The following is a 23,370-nucleotide window of genomic DNA, read 5'->3' as shown; positions in this document are numbered from 1 at the left end:
CTCAAGCCTGCCATTCACCAAACTCCTGAGGAGAATGACAATGACTTCAAGACGTAATTTTCTAAAGACTGCCGGGCTTGGAGGGGCTGCTACGCTTGCTGCCCCGGCTATCGTGAAGGCGCAGGCACCAATCAAGTGGCGCATGCAGACTTATTCCGGAGCACCGCTTGGCGCTCATGTGATCAAGCCGCAGATTGATGCCTTCAACAAGGCAGCCAACGGTGAGATGGAAATCGAGCTTTTCTATGCCGATCAGTTGGTCCCAACCGGTGAGCTGTTCCGTTCATTGCAAAATGGTACACTGGATGCGGTACAGTCCGATGATGCGACCATGGCATCTCCGGTTGATATTTCCGACTTCGGTGGCTATTTCCCATTCTCTACCCGATATAGCCTTGATCTGCCTGTTCTGTTCGAGCGCTATGGCTTGAATGAGATCTGGGCAGAAGCATATGGTGAAATTGAGGGTGTTGAATGGTTGGGCGCTGGTGCCTGGGATCCTCTGCATATCTTTACCAAAGATCCGATCCGCTCATTGGCTGACATGAAAGGCAAGCGCGTTTTTGGCGTGCCAACCGCCGGTCGCTTCCTGGCTCGCTATGGCCTCATTCCTGTGACTGTGCCTTGGGAAGACGTAGAAGTTGCTCTGCAGACCGGTGAGCTGGATGGTGTCGCCTGGTGTGGCTTTACTGAAGCCTATGAAGTTGGCTGGGCTGATGTTTGTAACTATGCCTTGCTGAACAACGTCACTGGTGCCTGGTGTGGTTCCTACTTTGCCAACTCCGACAGCTGGGCGAAGGTGCCGCCACATCTACAAGAGCTGTTCAAGATCACCATGGATCAGTCCCATTATTACCGTCAGGTCTGGTACTGGGGCGGCGAGGCTGATCTGCGTGTGAATGGTGACAAACTGGAACTGACCACCATTCCGGCGGAAGAATGGGACCAGGTCGTTGCTGATGCTGAAGGCTTCTGGGAAGAGCTGGCGGCCAAGAGCCCACGTACCAAGAAGGTCGTCGATATTTTCAAAAAGTATAACAAGGTCATGGAGCAAGTCGGTGTTCCATATCGCTATTCCTAACCTGATACCTTCGTGACAAACTTGGCCCACCTATGCTTTGTGTAGGTGGGTTATTTTTTGGCATGATCTGGATGAGTAAGTTCTGAATTCTCTTATATTTGACTGAATAGTATGAATGGGCCTCAATCAGCATCAATTGTGATCAGCGCCATTTTTGCCTTTGGGATACGTGGAGATCAGACTAGCATGGCTGCTCTGGCAAATATTTGTCAGGATCACTTGCTTCATGCCTATTGATGGGATGGACCCGCCATGGCGATGTTTCTGCCGCTCTTTCTCTCTGCTGCCTTGCTTCTCAGTTCCAACGGCTTACTCGGGACCTATGTGCCAGTTCGTGCAGAGTTGGAAGGCTTCTCTACGGCTTTGATCGGCTGGATCGGTGCTGCCTATTATCTGGGCTTCATGAGTGGCAGTGCCTATTCCTCCCGCATTGTTGCGCAAGTCGGGCATATTCGTACCTTTGCGGTGTTTGCAGCCCTTGGTGCGACAGGAGCTTTGGCGCAGGCCATTATTCAGGAGCCAATTGCCTGGGCGATCATTCGAATGATTGCAGGTTTCAGTTTTGCTGGCCAGTTTGTGGTGCTGGAGAGCTGGTTGAACGCCATGGCCGATTCCAAAAAACGCGGCCAGACCATGGGGGCTTATCGGATCACAGATATGACCTCGGTCATTGTGGGGCAGAGTTTATTGGGGCTGGCGGACCCGCTGAGTTTTGTGGTCTTTGCCGGGATCAGTATTGTCTATACGTGGAGCCTGATCCCTATTGCCATCTCACGGCAACCAACGCCGCCCGTGCCGCCCAATTATGGAGTAAGCCTTAATCTTGCTTTCAAGCTGTCGCCCTTGGCCTTTTTCGGGGTATTTACAGCAGGATTGACCAATGCCTCCTTTCGGGCAATGGGGCCGACATTCGCTCAATCCATGAATATGTCGCTGAATGAGATTGCAGCCTTCATGAATGCCATGCTGATTGGTGGGGCATTGATGCAAATTCCATTTGGCTGGATGTCTGATCGTATCAATCGCCGACTGATGCTAATCGCGACAGCTATTGGAGCTGCCCTCGGTGGCGTTCTGGTGTCCGAGTTCAGTCACCAAGGTTTTTATTGGGCGCTGATTGGTGTTTTTGTCTTTGGTTGTTTTGCCATGCCGATTTATTCGCTGGCGATGGTACATGCCAGTGACTTTGCCAAGAAGGAAGAGTTCGTTCGCCTTTCTGCCAGCATGTTGCTGCTCTATGGTATCGGGGCAACCATTGGCCCGGTGGTAGGGGCCTGGACAATGGATTTCTTTGGGCCTACAGGCTTTTTCTACTTCACCACGTCAGCTCATCTTGCCTTTCTGATACTTGGATTTGTGCGGCTTTCCACCAATCGTGCCAAGCCTTCAGGCAATATTACCCGTTTTGGTTTCTTTCCACGTACCTCGCCGCTTGTTCTGAAATTCATGGAGCGTAAAGACCGCAAGGATAAGAAAAGCTCGAAGGCAAAGGCTGAGACAGGGAATTAATCTCTCTGCCTCTCTTATCGTTATGTGGTGGGAAGGCGATCCAGTCCTTCGAGGAATTGTTCCCACTCTGACGCTTCAATCTGTGCGCTTTCTTTGTCGGAAGGATAGCTTTGGCTAATCGTAGCGTCTTTGAAGGCGCGAAGTGCTTTGCGACGTTCAGCCTTGATTTGCTGATTGAGTTTATAGAGATTGCCAAAAGCGCGGGCATGGCGTGGGCGACTGGTTTCTTTTCCGCAAATGTCATCCTGGAACAAATAGATGACATCGCCATCGGGGCCAGAGCCTAATGAGCAAGTGATCAGACTTGTTCGTTGTGTGATTTCCTTCATAACCAATGCAGGAATGATTTCGGCCTCAACGGAAAAAGCTCCTGCTGTTTCCAGTCTTTTGAAATCTTGGTATAGGGCTAGCGCTTCATCAGCAGTTTTGCCGACGGCTCTCAATCCACCACGCCATGTGCTTTTACGGGGCACAAGGCCAAGATGTCCCATAACAGGGATGTCTTCCCTTGCGAGCAATTCAACGATATTTGGACCGCGTGCGGTATAAATGGAATCTGCTCCTGCTTTCAAAGCAGCGAAAGCAGCTTTGAGGATATCGCTTTCTGTTGGAAAGTCGGGAAGGCCGAGGGCTGCGGTGAAAAACAGGTGAGGAGCACCTTTTCGTATTGCTTCTGTGTTGTGGGCATTGCCCATGATCATATCAAGGCCAGCGTCTGCAGCTGAAGCAGCTTCTTCCTCGTTATTGGCGGTGGTCTGCACCAGTTTTCGCTGTCCTTTGGCGGCCAGGATATCCGCTGCAGTCAAGTTGCGTTTGGCCGGCTGGGCATCCCATGTATAGATCGACTTCATGATGGGCTAACCCTTGAGTTGGATATAGACATGATCGCCATCCAGCCGGACTGGATAGGTGGTGAGGTTTTCGCAGGCGGGAAGGCGAACAGCTTCGCCGGTGCGATAGTCGAACTGGCCGTTATGCATAGGGCATTCGATAATGTAATCCATCACCAGACCTTCCTCCAGATGTACCTCCTCATGGGTGCAATTGCCATCAGTGCAGAAATATTCGTCATCAGGGCTGCGATAGATGGCATAGGTCTGATCTTGATGATCAAACCGGATCAGATCTTCCTGATCGATGTCGTCTTTGCTGCAGGCTTTGATCCAGTTGTTCATGGTCTGGCTGGTCCTTTATACATGTTTGATTGGATTTGATGCTTATTAGGCAGCCGCGGGGAGAGGTCGCTGATAGTCCGGGCTGGGATTGGCCCCTTCAGGTAATGGGCGTTGAATGTAAAAGCCCGGATCAGTTTTCTGCTTTTGCATGGCTGGGATCATCTCTGCGAAGGCCGCCCATGTGCTGGGATAGGCATCTGGGCAATCTGCTTTGATTTCATCATGCAAGGCAGGCAGGGAATAGAAGGGCACCATGGGGAACATGTGATGCTCAACATGATAGTTCATGTTGGAATAGACGAAGCGGAAGAAGGGGTTCATATAGACTGTTCGGCTATTCATACGATGATCAGGCATGTCTTCCGCAAGGCCTGCATGCTGAGTGGAGGCAAGCAGGTGATGCAGCCAGGATCCATAGAATGTTGGCAGTGGAACCAAAATCAGTGGAAGCCAGCTTTCGAGGATGAGCGAAAAGGTTACAACTGACATAATAATGATGAGATGAATACGAGACGCCATGAAGGCTTTTGGGCGCTCGGAGCCAATAAGATAGTCACGCTGATCGTCGCTCAGATAGCCTGCGCTTAACATCAGCATCTTTTTCAGCTCGGAGAAACCGGATTGAAGATGCAGCAGATTGAGTATGATCTTGAAAATGCTCGGTGGGCGTGGGAAGGCAATCTCGGGATCGCGTCCCACAATGACTGTATCTGTATGGTGCCGGGTATGGCTCCAACGCCAGAGATAGGGGTTCTTCAGTGCCATGAAGGACGAGAGCTGATAGAAGAAATTATTCAGCCACTGCGTTTTGAAAACTGTCCCGTGGGAGCATTCGTGCCAGCGGCTGTCAGCACAAGAGCCATAAAAAATCCCGTATGTGATCAAGGCTGGAGCACCCCACCAGCTGCCCCAACTCATGATAACCCAGATACCACTGGCGAACACCAGACTGACCCAAAGGCCATAATTGATCAGACCGGGTTTATCGGATCGACGCATCAATTCCTTCATGCGCTTGCGAGGGATTGGAGTTGAATACCATTCCTTGGGGGTGAAACCCGGCCCGGAATCTGCTCCGGTCAGACTGTAGTCGCGCCATTGCACGGGTTGGGCGGATTTGGTCATATCTCCTCCTTATGGATTTTTCCGAATTTCTTGTTGCGGTCATAATGTCGCAGGGAGGGAGGAGATCAATTGGGTGGTGATAGATTCTATCTTTTCTTGCAGAAATAGCGCTATTGATGTGATAGAAATTATCAAATAGTAACTCTATCTGGATTTTCTATATGTCAAAGCGCACTACGATTTCTGATATCGCTCGCCTTGCTGGTGTCGGCGTTGCAACGGTTGATCGGGTGCTGAACGGCCGTGCGCCCGTGCGAGGGAAGACGGCCGAGCGGGTTTTGGCTGCGGCAGAAGAATTGGATTATCATGCCCATGGTTTGATGCGACGGCGCATTGAGGAAATGGCTCCGGCGCGAAAGCTGGGCTTCATTTTACAGAAGAAAGGCAAGTGGTTTTATCAAAGCCTTGCTGTTGAGATAGAGCGGGCAGCGAAAGATCTGCGATCGGTAAGAGCTGTAGTTGAAATCACATTTGTCGAAAGCTTGTCGCCGACCGATCTGGTTGAGGCAATGAAGGATCTGTCTCAACGGGTTGACTGTCTTGCTATGGTAGCGATTGATCACCCTCTCATCGTGGCCGAGGTGGATAGATTGGAAGTGGCAGGCTTTCCAGTCTTTGCATTGTTATCCGATCTCAGTAGCTCCAGACTATCGGGATATGTAGGGGTTAATGGGCGCAAGGCGGGACGAACTGCGGGGTGGGCCATAACCCATTGTCTTCAGCCAGAGTGCGAGTTGGGTATTCTGATTGGGTCCCATCGTTATTTGGGGCAGGAGGACCGGGAGAGCGGGTTCCGCTCCTATATTCGTGAGAATGCTCCCATGATGCGGCTTAAAGACAGCATCGTTTATCTGGATGATGCCAGCGTCGCCTATGAGGCCGCGAGTGAGCTGCTGCGAGCCAGTCCAGATTTGAAAGGCCTTTATCATTGTGGTGGTGGGGTGGAGGGCGTTATTCGGGCGTTGAATGAGAGTGAACGGGCACAGGATGTCTTTTACATTTGTCACGAAGAAAGCCCGGTTGGCGTGCAGGGTATGGCCCAAGGAAGCGTGAATTTGATTCTTGCCAGTCCGGTTCGAGCGATTGCTCAGCAGTTATGTCAGGCTATGGCGGAGCGATTGATTAAACCGCAGGATGTTCCGACACGCATTGATGTGCCTTTTCGGATTGTTACGCCAGAAAATATCTAGAGAGATCTATCCATAAGAGGCACCAAGTGTGTTTTCCTTGGTGATGATTTCTACCGGCAAGCTGGCAAACTGAAGTGGGCGTTTGTTGAGAAAATTGATCAAGGCCTCAACGCTCAGCTCTGCCGCCAGTCGCATATTCTGGTGAATCACAGCATCCATGGAGCCTTCCAGCAGATAGCTATGGGTCTTGGGAGTGAGATTGTGTCCGATGAACATGATTTCTCCTGTGACACCTGCTTCCTTCATGGCGCGGACAACCCCTTCATTGCCGCCACCAACATTGTATATGCCCACAAGATCCGGGTGATGATTCAACAGGGCCAGTGTCTCTTCGTAATTGCCCTCAATATCATCTTGTCCATCATAGGTTGCGACGATAGGGTTGTGGGGGAATTCCCTCCGTAAGATAGCTCTACATCCCATTTCACGTTCTTCATGGCTTCTATAGAGTTGCCCGCCGGAAAGAAGTGCTACAGGGCCGGGGCCCTTGGCCATGCGCCCCATGAGATAGCCTGCGGTGCGCCCGGCTGCGCGATTATTCATGCCAATATAGCCGATCAGCGAATTGCTCTCGATACCGGAGACAAGTGCCAGGCAATGGATTTTGTAGCTGGCCAGTTCTTCTATGGCATCACGCACACGAGGGTCATCGAGTGCCTGAAAAGCGACGGCATCAATGCCCTGTCCGATACAGGCTTTCAGTTTTCTAGTCAGAACAGCAGGTTCCATCTTGCGGGTGAAAATGCATTCGATGGTGGCGTTGCCCCTTGCTCCCATCTCCTGAAAACAGGCCGCAAGATAGTCGGTTGAAGGGCCGGCATCCTCGGGCAGAAATACTTTCAAGCGCCATGGACGGGCGCGAGTAATGGGCTGTTCGCCATTCTCAATGGCCTTTTTTGCCTGCCTGACACGCTGACGGGTGGCTTCGGACACATTTTTTCGTTCGTTGAGAACACGATCAACGGTGGCTGTGCTGACACCAGCCAATTTTGCAATGTCGGCAATTTTGGCAATATTCTGTAGCGGTATATTGAAATTATCAGTCATAATTCCATCATTTAGCATCAAATACACCTTCAAACAATATCTTCATTACATCAAAAGACATCAATTTAAGTCAAATGATGTTTTTGGTTTCACAATCTTTCGGAGTCTGGTTATGACAGTTGCATCGTGATGAACGACAGAGTTCATCTTCGGGAGGAAAAATATGACTTTAAAGAAAACACTTTTGGCAGGAATGGCCTGTCTTGTTGTAACTGCAGGCGGTGCTTCTGCTGCTGATTTCACCTTCAAATATGGCAATGCCCAGCCGGAAAGCGCTATCCGCTCCCAGTCCATGAAGTTCTTTGAAGAAGAGCTGGAAAAGCGTTCAGGTGGTCGCATTGAAGTTGAGAATTTCTTCTCTGGTGTTCTGGGGAACGAGCGTGAAATGATGGATCAGGTTACCACCGGTCTGTTGCAGGGAACGCGCGGCGGTATGTTTGCCGAAGCCAATCCGAAATATTCTATCTTCCTGTTGCCATTTCTTGTCGAGAACTGGGATCAGATGGAATGCCTGGTTGGAAGTGATTTTACCAAGAAAGTGCAGGCCGATGCCGCCAATCAGGGCTATCACATTCCGGCAACCGGCATTTCCCAGGGATTCCGCGCTCACACCAATAATGTGCGCCCTCTGACCAAAGTGGCGGATTTGAAGGGCTTGAAAATGCGCGTGCCGCAACAGGAAGTCTATATCGAGACCTCCAAGGCGCTGGGGGCCAGCCCTCAGGCCATGCCATTCTCCGAAGCTTATCAGGCCTTCAAGACCGGTGTGATTGATGGCCAGGATAATCCACCTGCCAATATCTGGGACTTCAAGATCCAGGAAGTGCAGAAATTCATGACCATCACGAACTATTCCACCGGTCCAGATCCGCTGATCGTGAATGAGGAATGGTATAAAGGCCTGCCGGATGATCTGAAAAAGATCTTTGATGACGTTGCTGTCGAGGCAATGGCCAAGTCTGACGAGCTGTATCGCAAGGCAGAAGGCGATCTGATCAAGGAACTCGGCAAGTCTATGGAAATCAACTATGTCGAGGGTGATGCTCTGGCTGAGTTCCAAGCTGCGGTGAAGCCGGTCTATGACACCTTCGTTGCCAAAGGTGCCTTCAGCATGGCCGACGTGGAAGCTGCAAAAACTGCTGCTCGTTCATGCAAATAATAAGCAAAGAGTGAGATGAGAGAAGAGATGGGCGCTTCATATCTCTTCTTTCTCTTGCTTCTGAAGGGTCCGGCAGGTCTTCAAGTAGAGGTCTTGCCGGATTTTTGTCCCTGGATGCTATGTTGCGTGACGGGCAGGCTTAAAACAGACAAGGCAATTGGCAATGATTGGACTTTTAAAGAAGATTGATAATGGATTGGCGACAGTATTGGAATGGATGCTTGTTGCGCTTTTCGCAGTCTTTTTCTCGCTGGTCTGCATTTTGGTTGTTCTGCGTTATGGCTTTGGTGACACCATTTATGGTGGCAATGAATTTGTGACCATCGCTTTTCTTTTTACCAGTGCAATTGGGGCTGCCGTTGGTATCACCCGCCGTGAACATATTGCCATCATGGTGTTCGTCGATATGCTGACTGAAGGACCAAAGCGCATCGCTTTTTGCATGCAGCTTGCCCTCGTCGCGCTGATCAATGGAGCCATGGTCTATTACTCTCTCAATTGGATAAAACTGACTGGCAAAACGCCTTGGCAGCCGTTCGATTGGCCTCAGGGTTTTGTGCAGGGGGCGGTTCCTTTGGGATGTGGCCTGGCCGTGCTTTTTTGCGTGATCAAGATCGTTCTGACCCTCGCAAAAGAAGAGAGTGTGGAGTTGCTTTGGGTGCCGGAAGATTGACGGTTCCATCAGTGACTGCGTTCGCTTGATAACAGCAATATCTAGGCTTTCCAGCCTCATCACATCAAAATCAATCAATTCGGCTTTGCCAGCGAAGTCGCAACAAGATCAATAATCTGCCGGAGGGTCTTCCCGCATGCTTTTGCTTCTTCTCAGCCTGTTTGTTTTGCTGATCATCGGCGTGCCCATAGCCTATGCTCTCGGATTGTCGGCTCTTAGCTACTTTCTGATCGAGCAACCGGCCCTAATCGGAATTTTGCCGCAACGCCTGTTTGCTGGGATCAATAATTACGCGCTTATCTCCCTGCCGCTTTTCATCCTGATGGGTTTCGTGATGAATACCGGCGGTATCACCACGCGTCTGCTAAATCTATCTCTCTTTTTTGTCGGGCGCTTCAAAGGTGGTTTGGGGCTCGTGAATGTCGTGGCGTCAATGATTTTCGGTGGCATTTCCGGCTCATCAGCTTCTGATACTGCGTCCATCGGTTCGGTTTTGATCCCGGAGATGAAAAAGCGCGGCTATCCAGCCAGTTTTGCGGCTGGTATCACTGTTGCGTCTTCGACCATGGGGATGGTCATTCCACCCTCAGTTCCCATGGTTATCTATGCCATTGTGGCTCAAGAATCCGTTGGTCAGCTCTTTCTTGGCGGCCTGATCCCCGGGGTGATGATCGGCTTCTTCCAACTTTTCATCGTCTATTACATCTCCAAGAAGAATAACTATCCCACCCAACCAATCGCGTTCACATTTGAGAATGCCATGGCTCAGGTGAAAGGGGCGGGGCTTGTGGTGATCATGCCGATCCTGATTGTCGGCTCTGTTGTCTTCGGGATTGCAACACCTACAGAATCTGCAGGACTCGGTGTTCTTTATGGTCTTATTCTGGGGCTGTTCCTGACGGGTGTCAGTACTCTGAAAACCCTGCCGCATTCCATGAAAGTGGCCATTTTGACATCGGCCAAGATCATGATGATCATTGCATTTTCTCAGCTTTATATCTGGGTGTTGGCTCTGGAGCGCGTGCCGGACATGTTGGCCGCTTATGTAGTCAGTCTTGATCTTGGCCCGACTGCGCTGATGCTAGTGATCGCGGTGATCATTCTGATTGCTGGTACCTTCATTGATGTGAGCCCGGCTATCTTGTTGCTGACCCCGGTTCTGCTTCCAGCGGCTACAGCAGTTGGAGTGTCCGGCGTGCATTTTGGCGTGGTGTTGGTGAGTGGTCTTGCTGTTGGTGCTTGTACTCCACCGGTTGGTAATTGTCTGAATGTCTGTGCTGCCATTGCGCGGATGGGAATTGGTTCCATCTTTGTGGGGGCAGCTCCCTTCCTGCTCGCCAATGTCATGGTGATGTTTCTGCTTTGTCTGTTCCCGGAGTTGGTGCTCTGGGTGCCAAGCTTGTTTTTCTAAAGCTTCGCCCTGATCGGGAGAGGCTTTCAGAACAAGGGCAGTGAGGTGTCTTCCGGACCCGCCCGACGCTCATTGAGCGTTTGAAATCCTCACACAGCCGGTAGTGCAGGTGTTGTTCTCGACGAGCGTCAGGGCAGGGCTACGCATACCAGTCATCAACTCGCCGGTGCGGCCGGAAGATTTAGGAAAGTACCATGAAGCGTACAGGTGTAATTGGATTGGGGGATATGGGCAGTGGTCTGGCCAAGAACCTGATCAAGAACGGGTTCGAGACGACAGGACTGGATCTGTCCGCGGATCGTATGGCGGCTTTTGTCGAGATGGGCGGCAAGGCAGCATCTTCTATCAAGGAAGTCGCGCAGAATGCTGATGCTGTCTATGTGATGGTGATGAATGGTGATCAGGCCAAGGCCGTTATTCTGGGGGAAGATGGTTTGGCTGCCAATATGCCGGAAGGTGGCGTTGTTATCCTGACCGCCACGATCAAACCATCAGAAGCCCGTGACATTGCAGAAGGTATGGCCGGGTCTGGTATCGGCTTGATCGATAGCCCTGTATCTGGTGGTTTTCCAGGCGCACAAGGTGGCACCCTGACCATGATGGCTGCAGGAACAGATGCACAGCTTGATGACTATAAAGGCGTCATGGAAGCTGTTTCCAAGACCATTCACCGGGTGGGTGCCAATGCAGGAGACGGCCAAACGGTCAAATCCTGTTTGCAGTCTCTGATCGGTTCCATTTTCTCGGCCACCTTTGAAGCAGCTGCCTTGGCGGCCAAAGCTGGTGTGTCCGGTGAGGTTCTCTTCAAGGTGTTCTCTACTTCCGGCGCAGGATGTGGTGTTTCCAACACCGCATTGGAAAACATCATTGATCGTCAATTTGAGGGCACCGGGTCCCATATTGCGACCATGCATAAGGATCTGACCATCTGTCTGGATATGGCCCGAGATCTGGGCGTACCGATGCATACTGCATCGACAGCCATGCAGATTTTCCATGCCGGCAAAACCAAATATCCAAATGGCGACAACTGGGTTTGCACCCGGGTGATTGAAGAAATCATCGGTGCAGAATTGCATCGCTAATCGGCTGAGACAAGAAGGAACAAGATCAATGAAACTTGGTGTAATTTGTGACGGTATCAGCCGTGATCTGAAACATACTGTTGATGTGATGGATGAGTTCGGCCTGGAATATGCCGAACTGCAGTTTGTCGGCGATACCGAAGTTGGGGACCATTCGGCAGAAGAGATCAAGGAAATCGACACTTTGCTGCGTGACCGTGGCAAGCCTGTTTCCTGTCTCTCCCGCCATATCTTTGCGGGAATGACCGGTGCGAACAAGCCGGGCGATGAGTTGCATGTCAAACATATGGATGCCTTGAAGCGCGTGATCGATATGGCCCACGTGGTAGGCAGTCCGTTGGTGCGCATCATGACCCCGAAAAAGGAGCAGATTCTCTGGGGCAATAATGGTGCCGAGAAGTGGAATGTTGCCAAAGGGGCATGGGACGCCATGTTGCCTTTGATTGCACCGGCCATCGATGTGGCCAAGGATGCTGGCGTCAAGCTGGTGGTTGAGACCGGCAACGGAACCATGGTCAATTCCAACTATACCGGTCGCAAGCTGATTGATGATCTGGGTGCCAAGGGTACGCTGCAGGTTCTATGGGATCCGGCCAATAATTGCTGGTGTCATGAGACTGCTTTTCCGGATGGTTATGAAGAGGTCAAAGATGGCTATCTTGGCCATATTCACATCAAGGACGTGCTGGTAGATACGCCGCGTGCGACTTTGACCGTGAAGAAAATGGGTGAGGGTCAATTGGCTGATCAGTTCAAGCCAATGGCCGATGCCTTACGTGCTGACAATTATGACGGTGTGATTTCGTTTGAGAGTGTCTATCATCCCGGTAACAACAATTTCGAAGACGGTTTCCGTCAATGTATCGGGTTGTTCAAGGACATTTACGGTTGATCCGATGTTCTGGCTTGCTCTGACTGCTTCATACAATCATCAGGGCGGGCCAGTGCCCCCAAGGAGCCTCGGTTGTGAGGATCCTGCCACTCGGCACTCCACTGCCGAGTGGCGAACTGTCGGGCGAGAATTGTGCTACAGTCTCTGGCCAGAGGAAGGCATGTTTTGAACACCTCACCTCGAATCGGTTGTTTCGGATGCGAGTTTGCCTGTTGTAGAGTCTACTAGTTTTCCCGTGAGAACATACTGAAAACAAAAGCTAAAATATTATATTTATCCATTATTTACAATTTTGTTTGAAAATGAGAACAAAATGAGTACATTAATCATGGTTGCGCTGATGAAGTGGCTGTGAAAAATGGGGCTCAAAATGGTTCAGAATAGTCTCCGACTTGTTGAAGGAAGCAGCATGGATAAAACAAAGGCACTGGAAGCCGCCCTGTCACAGATTGATCGGGCGTTTGGCAAGGGTTCCGTCATGAAACTTGGCCAGCGGGATGTGGTCGAGATTGATGCTATTCCTACCGGGTCTCTGGGACTGGATATTGCGCTTGGAATTGGTGGTTTGCCAAAAGGGCGCATCATCGAGGTTTATGGACCGGAGAGTTCCGGTAAAACGACACTTGCTTTGCATTGTGTGGCTGAGAGCCAGAAGCGCGGTGGCATTTGCGCCTTTGTGGATGCCGAGCATGCGTTGGACCCGATTTATGCCCGTAAACTTGGCGTTGATATTGATAATTTGTTGATCTCACAGCCGGATGCTGGTGAGCAGGCGCTTGAGATTGCGGATACCCTTGTCCGGTCTGGTGCTGTTGATGTGCTGGTGGTCGATTCTGTTGCCGCTCTTACGCCTCGTGCCGAGCTGGAAGGTGAGATGGGGGATTCTCTGCCTGGTTTGCAAGCGCGTCTCATGAGCCAGGCCATGCGGAAGCTGGCGGGTTCCATCTCCAGAACCAATTGCATGGTGATCTTCATCAACCAGATCCGTATGAAAATTGGTGTGATGTTCGGTAGCCCTGAAACCACGACCGGTGGTAACGCACTGAAATTCTATGCGTCCGTCCGTCTTGATATTCGCCGTACCGGTGCCATCAAGGATCGCGATGAAGTGGTAGGTAACCAGACCCGCGTGAAAGTGGTCAAGAACAAGGTTGCTGCACCATTCAAGCAGGTTGAATTTGACATCATGTATGGTGAGGGTATCTCCAAGCTGGGTGAATTGCTTGACCTTGGAGTGAAAGCCAATATCGTCGATAAATCTGGTGCCTGGTTCTCCTACGATAGCCAGCGCTTGGGGCAGGGGCGTGAAAATTCCAAGAATTTCCTGCGTGAAAATCCTGAGATTGCAGACCGGATTGAGATGGCCATTCGCCAAAATGCCGGATTGAACGGTGATGATCTGATTGAGAATACGGGACCGGAGGAAGATGACGAATAAATCGTTTTCCTATCAAGCTTGAAGTGATTTGAAAGGGCTGCATTGGTAGCCCTTTTCTTTTGGGTATTTTTCTTTGACTTCGTTTTCTGTGCGCGCGTGGCTTTATTTCGGGGGATGGAGTGATGGCATGTGAATTTTCCATGTTTGTCCACTATCGGCCGTGAAAATCACCTCCTAAATCCATTTTGATGGGGGGAGAGCGCGGAATTCTTGGGCTGGGATCTGCAAATTTATGGACAGCACCCAAAACGCCCGTTAAAACCGCCAAGACGAGGGGCTCTTGTGCTGAAAAGTCTTGGATTTTTTATACATCACATTGCCCACTAGAAATGGTGCAACTCTTTTCACTGATCTTGATGCTACTGCTGGTCAGAGCATTGGATAGTGGAAGAGGACATACCTGCAACCGATAACAGATTACATGGTGAATTCATGAGTGGTGTAAACGAGATCCGATCCACGTTCCTGAATTATTTTGGCAATAACAATCATCAGATTGTTGATTCAGGTCCACTGGTTCCGCGCAACGACCCAACATTGATGTTCACCAACGCGGGTATGGTTCAGTTCAAGAATGTATTCACCGGGTTGGAACCACGCGACTATAGCCGTGCTGTGACTTCGCAAAAATGCGTTCGAGCTGGTGGCAAGCATAACGATCTGGATAATGTCGGTTATACCGCACGACACCATACATTCTTTGAAATGCTCGGTAACTTCTCTTTTGGTGATTATTTCAAGGAAGATGCGATTGAGCTGTCCTGGAACCTGATCACCAAAGAATTTGGCCTGCCACAAGACAAGCTTCTGGTTACTGTCTATCATGAGGATGATGAGGCATTTGATCTTTGGAAGAAAATTGCAGGTTTGTCCGACGACAAGATCATTCGCATTCCGACCAGTGACAATTTCTGGTCCATGGGCGAGACTGGTCCTTGTGGCCCTTGTTCCGAGATTTTCTATGATCATGGCGATCACATCTGGGGAGGCCCTCCAGGTTCTCCAGAAGAAGATGGTGATCGCTTCATCGAGATCTGGAATCTGGTTTTCATGCAATATGAACAGCTCTCCAAGGATGAGCGCATCGATCTGCCAAAACCATCCATCGACACAGGTATGGGCTTGGAGCGTATTGCTGCCGTTCTGCAGGGCACTCATGACAACTATCAAACAGACTTGTTCCGTGCGCTTATCCAGAATAGCGTTGATCTTACTGGTCGCGAAGAAGAAGGCGATGCTGCTGCTTCCCATCGTGTGATTGCCGATCATCTTCGTTCGACCAGCTTCCTGATTGCTGATGGTGTGTTGCCATCTTCCGAGGGCCGTGGCTATGTGCTGCGTCGTATCATGCGCCGTGCCATGCGCCATGCCCGCCTGTTGGGGGCGCAGGATCCGGTGATCTATAAAATGGTTCCAACACTCGTGCGTGAAATGGGGCAAGCGTTCCCTGAACTGGGCCGAGCAGAAGCTTTGATCACTGAGACCTTGAAACTGGAAGAAGCACGTTTCGGTAAAACCCTGAGCCGTGGCTTGCAGTTACTGGATGATGCGACTGATGGTATGGGAGATGGTGATAGCCTGGATGGTGAGACCGCATTCAAACTCTATGACACCTACGGTTTCCCGCTGGATCTGACACAAGATGCTCTGCGTGCGCGCAGCATCAATGTTGATACTGATGGCTTTGATGTCGCAATGGAACGTCAGAAGGCCGAAGCGCGCGCCAATTGGTCTGGTTCGGGTGAAGCTGCTACCGATGCAGTCTGGTTCGATCTGAAAGAAAAAGCCGGTAGCACAGAGTTTCTTGGTTATGAGACCGAGAAAGCGGAAGGTGCTGTCATGGCTTTGGTTAAAGATGGTGCCGAGGTCGATGTTCTGAATGCCGGTGACGAGGGTGCGGTCATTTTGAACCAGACCCCATTCTATGGTGAATCCGGTGGTCAGGTCGGCGATAAAGGTTTGATGCTGGCGGATGGCATTCGCTTTGAAGTGCGCGACACCGTCAAGAAAGCTGATGGTATGTTTGTGCATCTCGGCACGCTTGTTGAAGGCAGCTTGAAGGCTGGTGAGGCGCTGGAGCTGAAAGTTTCCGGCCAGCGCCGTGGGGCAATCCGTTCCAACCACTCGGCAACTCACTTGTTGCATGAGGCATTGCGCGAGACACTTGGTGAGCATGTGGCCCAGAAAGGCTCGTTGGTATCTCCTGAGCGTCTGCGTTTTGACTTCTCGCACCAGAAGCCAATGGGTGACGATGAGCTTGCCAATGTCGAAGCCATGGTCAATGAGATGATCTTGCAAAATAGTGCCGTGGAAACTCGTGTGATGGCTGTTGATGATGCTATCGAAGCTGGTGCGATGGCTCTGTTTGGTGAGAAATATGGCGAAGAGGTTCGTGTGGTCTCCATGGGTGAGGCTGTGCGTGGCGAAAAAGCTGGCAAGACCTACTCAGTTGAGCTTTGTGGCGGTACTCACGTTAAACGCACCGGCGATATCGGTTTGATGACTGTGGTCTCAGAGAGTGCTGTTGCCGCTGGCGTGCGCCGTCTTGAAGCTTTGACAGGTGATGAAGCGCGTGCCTATTTGCAACAGCAAGATGCTCGCGTTCGTGCGGCCGCAGGCCTCTTGAAAGTCTCTCCGAACGATCTTCTGGATCGCTTGGAAGCTTTGGTTGCTGATCGCCGTAAGCTGGAGAAAGAATTGGCTGATGTTCGTCGCAAACTTGCTATGGGCGGTGGACAGGCTGGCGGTGATAGCCATGAAGAAGTCAATGGTCTGAAATTCATGGCCAAGGTCGCAGAAGGCATTTCTCCTAAAGATCTGAAAGGTCTTGTTGATCAGGGCAAGGAAAGTCTTGGTTCTGGCGTGGTTGTTCTGATTGGTGTCTCTGATGATGGCAAAGTCGGTATTGTTGCTGGTGTAACCAAAGATTTGACCGAGCGTGTCAATGCCGTTGAACTGGTGAAACTGGCAGCTGAGGTGCTTGGCGGTCGCGGTGGTGGTGGTCGCCCTGATATGGCTCAGGCTGGTGGTAAGGATGCAGCCCAAGCTGATGCTGCAATTGCAGCTATCAAAGGTCATATCGCAGCGCTGTAATTGCAACCGCTCTAACATGTCCATTCGATCGACGATTTAAGAGAATAGAAAGCACTGCTTTGGCGGTGCTTTTTTGTTTGGAGGGATCATCGAGTTCGAAAAATACGCCAAACTATTTGTAATGAGAGATACTTTTTTGAGTCCGCAGTCTTCCCTATGCATGCCGATGGGGCGCCATGCATATTAAATATTGGATAATCTTTTAGGGAAGAAATGGCTGCCTGACCAATCGAGGTGGTGGGCAAGCGGGTGATCAGGCAGCCACCGGACTATCGAAATAGTCACATGATGTACGTAACTCAAATTGGCCTGATCGTAAATAGCTCAATCGCAAGAAAACTAGTCGCAAATGCGTAATTGGAAGTCGTTTGTGCGCTATTTTTCACCTAATGTTTGTCTGTTTTAATTTAAACATTTGAAACTGCTGTATAATTAAATTATTGCCATCAAAAGGGTTTTTAGAGAGCCTTGTCAAAAATACCTGTTAAGAATAGTTGCAATTGAAAGGATAGGGAGAGCTGAATGATCAGTTCTCCCTACGTAATTCCTAGTGTTTGTTATGCCATTGCTTTTTGCAGGTTCTGATCAACAGCGTCCAAGAAGCCGGTAGTGGACAACCAGCGCTGATCTGGACCAACCAGAAGGGCCAGATCTTTGGTCATCTGGCCGCCTTCAACGGTGTTGACGATGACTTGCTCAAGGGTATTTGCAAATTGCATAAGCTCGACATTGTCATCAAGTTTGGCGCGATGCTTCAGACCGCCAGTCCATGCGTAGATGGAAGCGATGGAGTTGGTCGAAGTCTCTTCACCTTTCTGATGCTGGCGATAGTGGCGGGTCACTGTGCCGTGGGCAGCTTCTGCCTCGACAATCTTTCCGTCCGGGGTCATCAGCTGTGAGGTCATGAGGCCAAGGGAGCCAAAGCCCTGTGCAACAGTATCGGACTGCACATCGCCATCATAGTTCTTACAAGCCCAGACGAAGCCGCCGTTCCATTTCATGGCGCAAGCAACCATGTCATCAATCAGGCGATGTTCGTAGTGAATGCCTTTTTTCTTGTACTCGGCTTCGAACTCCTGCTCGTAGACTTCCTGGAACAGATCCTTGAAGCGACCGTCATAGGCTTTGAGGATGGTGTTCTTGGTAGACAGGAAGACGGGCCAACCGAGGTTCAAGCCGTAGTTCAGAGAAGCACGTGCGAAGTCCCTGATGGACTCGTCAAGGTTATACATACCCATGGCAACGCCAGCAGCAGGAGCGTCGTATACTTCCTTCTCGATCACAGAGCCATCTTCGCCGACGAACTTCATGGACAGTTTTCCCTTGCCGGGGAAGAGGAAGTCGGTCGCTTTGTATTGGTCACCAAATGCATGACGACCGATGACGATTGGCTGAGTCCAGCCTGGGACAAGGCGAGGAACATTCTTACAGATGATTGGCTGGCGGAAGACAACACCACCCAGAATGTTGCGGATCGTGCCATTGGGAGAGCGATACATACGCTTCAGACCAAACTCCTCCACGCGTTGCTCATCGGGGGTGATGGTGGCGCATTTCACACCAACGCCATATTTCTTGATGGCTTCTGCTGCGTCTACAGTGATTTGATCGTCAGTGCGGTCGCGTTCCTCGATGCCAAGATCGTAGTATTTAAGATCAATATCCAGATAGGGCAGGATGAGCTTTTGCTTGATAAAGTCCCAAATGATGCGGGTCATTTCATCGCCGTCGAGCTCGACGACAGGGTTTGCAACCTTGATCTTTGACATTGCAGAGCGTCCTCATAAACTGGTGCCAGACCTTGGCGATACCCCGGCCGGGAAAGCCAATGGAGGGAGGATCTGGCGGGTGTGGTGTAGCGCTCGTATAGCATTGTGTTGCAGTGCGTCAAAGGCGGTGGGCGGCAATTTGTAGCTATTTTCAAAAAAATCTGAGTGTTTTGTGCCGGTCGTACAGCTTTCCTTGTTTGAAATGCTTGCATTGGCAGGATGACTGGGCCATGAACTGGCTCCAATTGACCGGATATGCCAATGGATTATCGCCTTCTAGATGTTTCCATCTTTCAAAATCTGGTCACACCATTTGAAGGTAAGAAAAGCAGGGAAGACGAAATGGATCCGGTCATCATTCTGGTGGAGCCGCAATTGGGCGAGAATATTGGTACAGCCGCGCGTGCAATGGCCAATTTCGGCGTGACGGATTTACGTCTTGTGCGACCAAGAGATGGCTGGCCGAGCGAAAAGGCTCGCAATGCAGCCAGTCGTGCGGATCACGTGATCAGCAAAACCCGGATTTTTGAAACCGTAGAGGAAGCCGTTGCCGATCTGGACATGGTTTATGCCACGACTGCTCGTCAGCGCGATATGCTTAAGACCGTGCGCCATCCGGTGGAAGCAGCGCAGATCATGCGTCAGACCACTGAGAAGGGCGGTAAGGTCGGCATCATGTTCGGTCGTGAACGTTGGGGGCTGAATAATGATGAAGTGGCTTTGGCCAATGAAATCCTGACCCTACCGGTTGATCCTGATTTTGCCTCTCTCAATATTGCACAGGCCGTGTTGATCATTTGCTATGAATGGCGGATGAGCGGACAAGACCGTAAGGAATCCTTGCCATTCGAGACCCCAGATGTTCCACGGGCCAACAAAGAAGATATGGTGCGACTGTTCGGTCATCTGGAAGAGGCTCTGGACGAGGTGGGGTTTTTCCGCCCTCCGGAAAAGCGCGAGCATATGGTGCGCAATTTGCGTAATATCTTGCAAAAGGGTGATTGGGCGGAGCAGGAAGTGCGCACTCTTCGTGGTGTGATTGCTGCCCTGCAACGTCGCCATGAGCGTCATCATCGCTAGGGGGCGGGAATGATCGGTAAGCGTGCTGCAAAGATATTGGTGTTTGATTCCGGTTTTGGTGGTCTGTCGCTCTTGCTGGCGTTGTTCCGCACCATGCCTGCGGCGGATTATGTCTATCTGGCAGATGATGCACGCTTTCCCTATGGCGACTTGGAAGAAGAAGATCTGACGGATGGTTTGGTAGCGCTACTGAAAGACCAATGTTCCCTCCATCAACCTGATCTGGTGGTGGTTGCTTGCAATACTGCTTCCACAATCGCATTGACGCCCCTGCGTGCTGCTCTTGGCTTGCCGGTGGTTGGTATCGTACCTGGCGTCAAACCCGCAGCGGCGGGAAGTCAGAGTGGCAAGATTTCCGTTCTGGCAACTCCCGGCACCATGAAACGCTCACTGACCCATGAATTGATCGAAGATTTTGCTCGAGAATGCGATGTCAATCTGGTGCCTTGTCCCTCGCTGGCTGAGATGGCAGAGCAGTTTGTACTTGAAGGGGTGTGGGATAGTCAGACGCTAGCGAACGAGATTGGCGCGGCATTTGAGGCCGGGGATGATGGTCGCAAGACCGATATTGTTGTTCTGGGGTGTACGCATTATCCACTGATGCTGGCTGCGCTCAACAAGGTTGCTCCTTGGCCTGTTCTTTGGATTGATCCAGCTCCTGCTGTCGCTCGTCGCGTGATGCTTCTATTGGGGCAGGAATGGCAGGATAGTGTTGCCAACCGCCAGGCAGCCTATGGTGATCTGTCGGCGCGGTTTGGTGGTTCCATTCAGTTCCATTCTACCGGAGATGGAGTAGGGCGTTTGAAAATGGCTTGGGCTCGCTTGCGTCCGGGGTTGGGTTAAGGTGGGTTAATCATCCTGAGCAATGTGTTGCTCTGATTTGCTTTTTCGTCTGTTTTGAATGAAAGTCCGCAGCTCCAGACCACCAAAGCGAAATGCTACGAGGCTGGCTGTGAAAGTTGCGAATAGCAGAGGCGATATCAGCTTTCCATTATCCAGAATGATTTCCAGAATGAGGATATCCAAAGCTGCCACAACAAGGGCACCTATCAGAGCAAGTGCTTTGTTCTTGATGAACAAGCCGGACAAAAAGCCACCAATTCCGGCAAGGCCCTTCAGTTTGTTCAGCAAAAGCAAAAAGAAAACGGTAAACCAATTGAGTAACATGAAAATAGCTCTAGATAATTCTCTACTTTAAATGGGGTGTCGTGGGTTAAAGTCATGTGAAGGATTGAGAGAAAATGTGTGATGCTCTCTTATCCAAGGTCCTGTTCGGTATTTGGACCGAGAATTTGCGCAAAAAGTGCTGATTTTCCGCCAATTGCGTTTGACTCCCAATCTGTTTGCGTCTAAATACGGCCCAGCAATGAGGGGCTTGTTCAGCAGGCCCCCTTTGTTGTTTAACGCACCCGTGAGAGCCAAGGGGCGCAATTCCTTGGGTTTCTGTCGAATAGAGCGGCAATTGTCGTGATGTTCTAGGAGGGGCGCGTTTTCTGAAAAAGACAAATAACAGGAAAACACGTTATGTCTAAGCGCCATTCGCAAAAGTATAAAATTGACCGTCGCATGGGCGAGAATATCTGGGGCCGTCCCAAGTCTCCAGTAAACCGCCGCGAATATGGTCCTGGCCAGCATGGTCAGCGCCGTAAAGGCAAGCTGTCTGATTTCGGTATCCAGCTCCGCGCCAAGCAGAAGCTGAAAGGTTACTACGGTAACATCTCCGAGAAGCAGTTCCTGAGCATCTACAAAGAAGCTAGCCGGATCAAGGGCGATACCTCCGAGAACCTGATTGGCCTGCTCGAGTCTCGTCTGGATGCAATCATCTATCGCGCAAAATTTGCTGCGACTGTTTTTGCTTCCCGTCAGTTCATCAACCACGGCCACGTTCTGGTGAACGGCAAGCGTGTGAACATTCCTTCTTACCGCTGTAAAGTTGGTGATGTGATCGAAGTTCGTGAGCGTTCCAAGCAGCTTGCAATCCTGATCGAAGCCACTCAGCTGGCAGAGCGTGATGTGCCTGATTATCTCGTAGCGGACCATAACAAAATGACTGCTACTTATCAGTCCATGCCACAGCTGGCTGACGTTCCATACCCAGTGATCATGGAACCAAACCTGGTGGTCGAATTCTACTCTCGCTAATTTGCGGGACGTATCGAATTTTTGGAATTTGGAAAGGCCGCCTTGTTTTTGGCGGCCTTTTCTTTTGAATGGTTGATCAGGCTGTTGAGACGAGAGGACCGCTGAGATGAGCGAAGGCATTCAGTCAGACATTTCCAATGTAGACGAGGCGATTGAACCTGTCAGCTTGCAAGGCGAAGTAGAGGATGGTCTATGCCATCCGATGTTCCGCCATGCGCCGAGCTCCGTCTCTTTCAAGAAGCTGCGCAAGCGCTTGTTGCGCAATATGCGTGAAGCCATCGATGATTACGGGATGCAGACCAAAAAGCAGAAATGGCTGGTTTGTATGTCCGGTGGTAAGGATTCCTACGGTCTTCTGGCTCTTTTGCTGGATTTGAAATGGCGCGGACATTTGAATGTCGAGTTGCTCGCTGCCAATCTTGATCAGGCTCAGCCGGGCTTCCCGTCTGACGTCTTGCCGGCTTATTTTGAAGCGAATTCCATTCCCTATCATATTGAGCGACAGGATACCTACTCCATCGTCAAGGAGAAGATTCCTGAGGGCAATACCTATTGCTCGCTCTGTTCTCGCTTGCGTCGCGCCAACCTCTATCGTGTAGCGCGGGAACATGGTTGTGATGCCATCATTCTAGGGCATCACCGCGATGATATTCTGGAGACTTTCTTCCTCAATCTGATGCATGGTGGGCGTTTGGCATCCATGCCTCCCAAGTTGAAGAACGAAGAGGGGGATCTGATGGTGTTCCGACCGCTTGCCTATTGTGCGGAAAGTGATCTGGAGAAGTTTGCCGAGGCCATGCAATTTCCGATCATTCCTTGTGATCTTTGCGGATCGCAGGATGGATTGCAGCGTCAGCAGGTCAAAGCCATGTTACAAGAGTTTGAAGCGCAGCATAAAGGCCGGACCCAGGTGATGTTCCGTGCGCTGAAGAATATCCGCCCGTCTCACATGCTGGATAGGGATTTGTTCGACTTCCAGGGCCTCTCTGTCGATGATGACAAGGCAGGGGATGATCATGATGACGGTGAAGGCTGCGGAGCTGTGACGGCGCTCTCAGAGGGCTTCTTGCGTATGCATGAAGAGTAAAATCTGACCGTGATCTATTGCGAATTCGAATATGTTGCTCTCGTCAGTTTCTGGCGGGGGCTTTCTTATTGTGGGGTGGGGTTGGAGCTTTCGGCATCCTTGATCAGGATGGCCTCAATCAAAGCCCAGAGCCAGACAAAGGCATATAGAACCAAACCATAAAAGGTAAGCCAGACGGTTAGGATCAGCAAGATGCTGAATAGGCTCAAAGCCAGCTGCAGGCTCCCGTTCAAAGTGCGTTTGAGTACCAGTGTGCCTACTCCCGGCAGTATGAAATTTAGCAATATACAGAAAAGCTTCTCCATTGATTTTCCCCTCCTTGCCTGACTGAGGGTTTGTTGAGCTTTTGGGGAATGCTCAATAATGACATCTAGCTTAAGAAGCTGGTTGCGAAGCTGCAATTGAATTCATGAT

The 23,370-nt window shown here is 50.7% G+C and carries 21 protein-coding genes; 14 read left to right on the top strand and 7 right to left on the bottom strand.

The window, feature by feature from the left end; genetic code table 11:
- The first annotated feature begins 40 nt into the window (after window positions 1-40).
- Window positions 41-1,081 (top strand): twin-arginine translocation signal domain-containing protein, encoded by a 1,041-nt coding sequence (locus CRO57_RS08895; protein ID WP_210200793.1) that lies wholly within the window; start codon window positions 41-43, stop codon window positions 1,079-1,081.
- Between the two features lie 252 nt (window positions 1,082-1,333).
- Window positions 1,334-2,590: an MFS transporter gene (locus tag CRO57_RS08890; protein WP_097152899.1), complete on the top strand. Its 1,257-nt coding sequence runs from the start codon at window positions 1,334-1,336 to the stop codon at window positions 2,588-2,590.
- Window positions 2,591-2,610: 20 nt separating this feature from the next.
- Here the strand turns inward: CRO57_RS08890 and CRO57_RS08885 are convergent, their stop codons facing one another.
- Genes CRO57_RS08885 through CRO57_RS08875 form a run of 3 tightly spaced genes read right to left on the bottom strand, consistent with a single transcriptional unit; the run spans window position 2,611 to window position 4,890 of the window.
- A complete protein-coding gene (locus CRO57_RS08885; protein WP_097152898.1) occupies window positions 2,611-3,441 on the bottom strand; it encodes a 3-methyl-2-oxobutanoate hydroxymethyltransferase in 831 nt (276 codons plus the stop codon).
- A 6-nt stretch (window positions 3,442-3,447) separates the two neighbouring features.
- The gene (locus tag CRO57_RS08880; RefSeq protein WP_097152897.1) at window positions 3,448-3,765 is read right to left on the bottom strand and encodes a MocE family 2Fe-2S type ferredoxin; all 318 of its coding nucleotides are present in this window, start codon (window positions 3,763-3,765) and stop codon (window positions 3,448-3,450) included.
- Between the two features lie 45 nt (window positions 3,766-3,810).
- The gene (locus CRO57_RS08875) at window positions 3,811-4,890 is read right to left on the bottom strand and encodes a fatty acid desaturase (protein WP_097152896.1); all 1,080 of its coding nucleotides are present in this window, start codon (window positions 4,888-4,890) and stop codon (window positions 3,811-3,813) included.
- Window positions 4,891-5,051: 161 nt separating this feature from the next.
- On the opposite strand from CRO57_RS08875, the gene CRO57_RS08870 reads away from it, so the two are divergent.
- Window positions 5,052-6,080, top strand: a complete 1,029-nt coding sequence (locus CRO57_RS08870) for a LacI family DNA-binding transcriptional regulator (protein ID WP_097152895.1) — start codon at window positions 5,052-5,054, stop codon at window positions 6,078-6,080.
- A 6-nt stretch (window positions 6,081-6,086) separates the two neighbouring features.
- On the opposite strand, the gene CRO57_RS08865 is transcribed toward CRO57_RS08870, so the two are convergent.
- The gene (locus tag CRO57_RS08865) at window positions 6,087-7,127 is read right to left on the bottom strand and encodes a LacI family DNA-binding transcriptional regulator (RefSeq protein ID WP_170955998.1); all 1,041 of its coding nucleotides are present in this window, start codon (window positions 7,125-7,127) and stop codon (window positions 6,087-6,089) included.
- Between the two features lie 163 nt (window positions 7,128-7,290).
- Between CRO57_RS08865 and CRO57_RS08860 the strand changes: the two genes are divergently transcribed.
- From CRO57_RS08860 to alaS, 7 genes are all read left to right on the top strand, one after another.
- Window positions 7,291-8,286 (top strand): TRAP transporter substrate-binding protein, encoded by a 996-nt coding sequence (locus tag CRO57_RS08860; protein WP_097152893.1) that lies wholly within the window; start codon window positions 7,291-7,293, stop codon window positions 8,284-8,286.
- Between the two features lie 163 nt (window positions 8,287-8,449).
- Entirely contained in the window at window positions 8,450-8,959 is a 510-nt protein-coding gene (locus CRO57_RS08855) for a TRAP transporter small permease (protein WP_097152892.1), read from the top strand.
- 136 nt (window positions 8,960-9,095) lie between these two features.
- The gene (locus CRO57_RS08850; RefSeq protein ID WP_097152891.1) at window positions 9,096-10,370 is read left to right on the top strand and encodes a TRAP transporter large permease; all 1,275 of its coding nucleotides are present in this window, start codon (window positions 9,096-9,098) and stop codon (window positions 10,368-10,370) included.
- A gap of 194 nt (window positions 10,371-10,564) precedes the next feature.
- Window positions 10,565-11,455, top strand: coding sequence for an NAD(P)-dependent oxidoreductase (locus CRO57_RS08845; protein ID WP_097152890.1), 891 nt, complete (start codon window positions 10,565-10,567; stop codon window positions 11,453-11,455).
- A gap of 28 nt (window positions 11,456-11,483) precedes the next feature.
- Entirely contained in the window at window positions 11,484-12,347 is an 864-nt protein-coding gene (locus CRO57_RS08840) for a sugar phosphate isomerase/epimerase family protein (protein WP_097152889.1), read from the top strand.
- A gap of 370 nt (window positions 12,348-12,717) precedes the next feature.
- Window positions 12,718-13,785 carry a recombinase RecA gene (recA, locus tag CRO57_RS08835; protein WP_097153307.1) on the top strand — a complete coding sequence of 356 codons (1,068 nt, stop codon included), beginning with the start codon at window positions 12,718-12,720 and terminating at the stop codon, window positions 13,783-13,785.
- A 432-nt stretch (window positions 13,786-14,217) separates the two neighbouring features.
- Complete coding sequence (gene alaS / locus CRO57_RS08830) at window positions 14,218-16,878, top strand: alanine--tRNA ligase (protein WP_097153306.1); 2,661 nt, start codon at window positions 14,218-14,220, stop codon at window positions 16,876-16,878.
- A gap of 557 nt (window positions 16,879-17,435) precedes the next feature.
- Here alaS and CRO57_RS08825 read toward each other — a convergent pair.
- Window positions 17,436-18,647 (bottom strand): NADP-dependent isocitrate dehydrogenase, encoded by a 1,212-nt coding sequence (locus tag CRO57_RS08825; protein WP_097152888.1) that lies wholly within the window; start codon window positions 18,645-18,647, stop codon window positions 17,436-17,438.
- Between the two features lie 342 nt (window positions 18,648-18,989).
- Here CRO57_RS08825 and CRO57_RS08820 point away from each other — a divergent pair, with 342 nt between their 5' ends.
- Window positions 18,990-19,727 carry an RNA methyltransferase gene (locus CRO57_RS08820; protein WP_097153305.1) on the top strand — a complete coding sequence of 246 codons (738 nt, stop codon included), beginning with the start codon at window positions 18,990-18,992 and terminating at the stop codon, window positions 19,725-19,727.
- A 9-nt stretch (window positions 19,728-19,736) separates the two neighbouring features.
- Entirely contained in the window at window positions 19,737-20,570 is an 834-nt protein-coding gene (gene murI, locus CRO57_RS08815; RefSeq protein ID WP_097152887.1) for a glutamate racemase, read from the top strand.
- A 6-nt stretch (window positions 20,571-20,576) separates the two neighbouring features.
- Here the strand turns inward: murI and CRO57_RS08810 are convergent, their stop codons facing one another.
- On the bottom strand, window positions 20,577-20,894 hold the full coding sequence (locus tag CRO57_RS08810) for a hypothetical protein (RefSeq protein WP_097152886.1): 318 nt from the start codon (window positions 20,892-20,894) through the stop codon (window positions 20,577-20,579).
- Window positions 20,895-21,251: 357 nt separating this feature from the next.
- Here CRO57_RS08810 and rpsD point away from each other — a divergent pair, with 357 nt between their 5' ends.
- Window positions 21,252-21,869: a 30S ribosomal protein S4 gene (gene rpsD / locus CRO57_RS08805; protein ID WP_097152885.1), complete on the top strand. Its 618-nt coding sequence runs from the start codon at window positions 21,252-21,254 to the stop codon at window positions 21,867-21,869.
- 202 nt (window positions 21,870-22,071) lie between these two features.
- Window positions 22,072-22,956 (top strand): tRNA 2-thiocytidine(32) synthetase TtcA, encoded by an 885-nt coding sequence (gene ttcA, locus CRO57_RS08800; RefSeq protein ID WP_210200831.1) that lies wholly within the window; start codon window positions 22,072-22,074, stop codon window positions 22,954-22,956.
- A 65-nt stretch (window positions 22,957-23,021) separates the two neighbouring features.
- Here ttcA and CRO57_RS08795 read toward each other — a convergent pair whose 3' ends face one another.
- A complete protein-coding gene (locus tag CRO57_RS08795) occupies window positions 23,022-23,261 on the bottom strand; it encodes a hypothetical protein (protein ID WP_097152883.1) in 240 nt (79 codons plus the stop codon).
- Window positions 23,262-23,370: the final 109 nt, after the last annotated feature.

The organism is Cohaesibacter gelatinilyticus (genome assembly GCF_900215605.1).
Lineage (GTDB): Bacteria > Pseudomonadota > Alphaproteobacteria > Rhizobiales > Cohaesibacteraceae > Cohaesibacter > Cohaesibacter gelatinilyticus.
The sequence above is the reverse complement of the archived record's forward strand: the minus strand, read 5'-3'. Positions and strand labels throughout refer to the sequence as shown.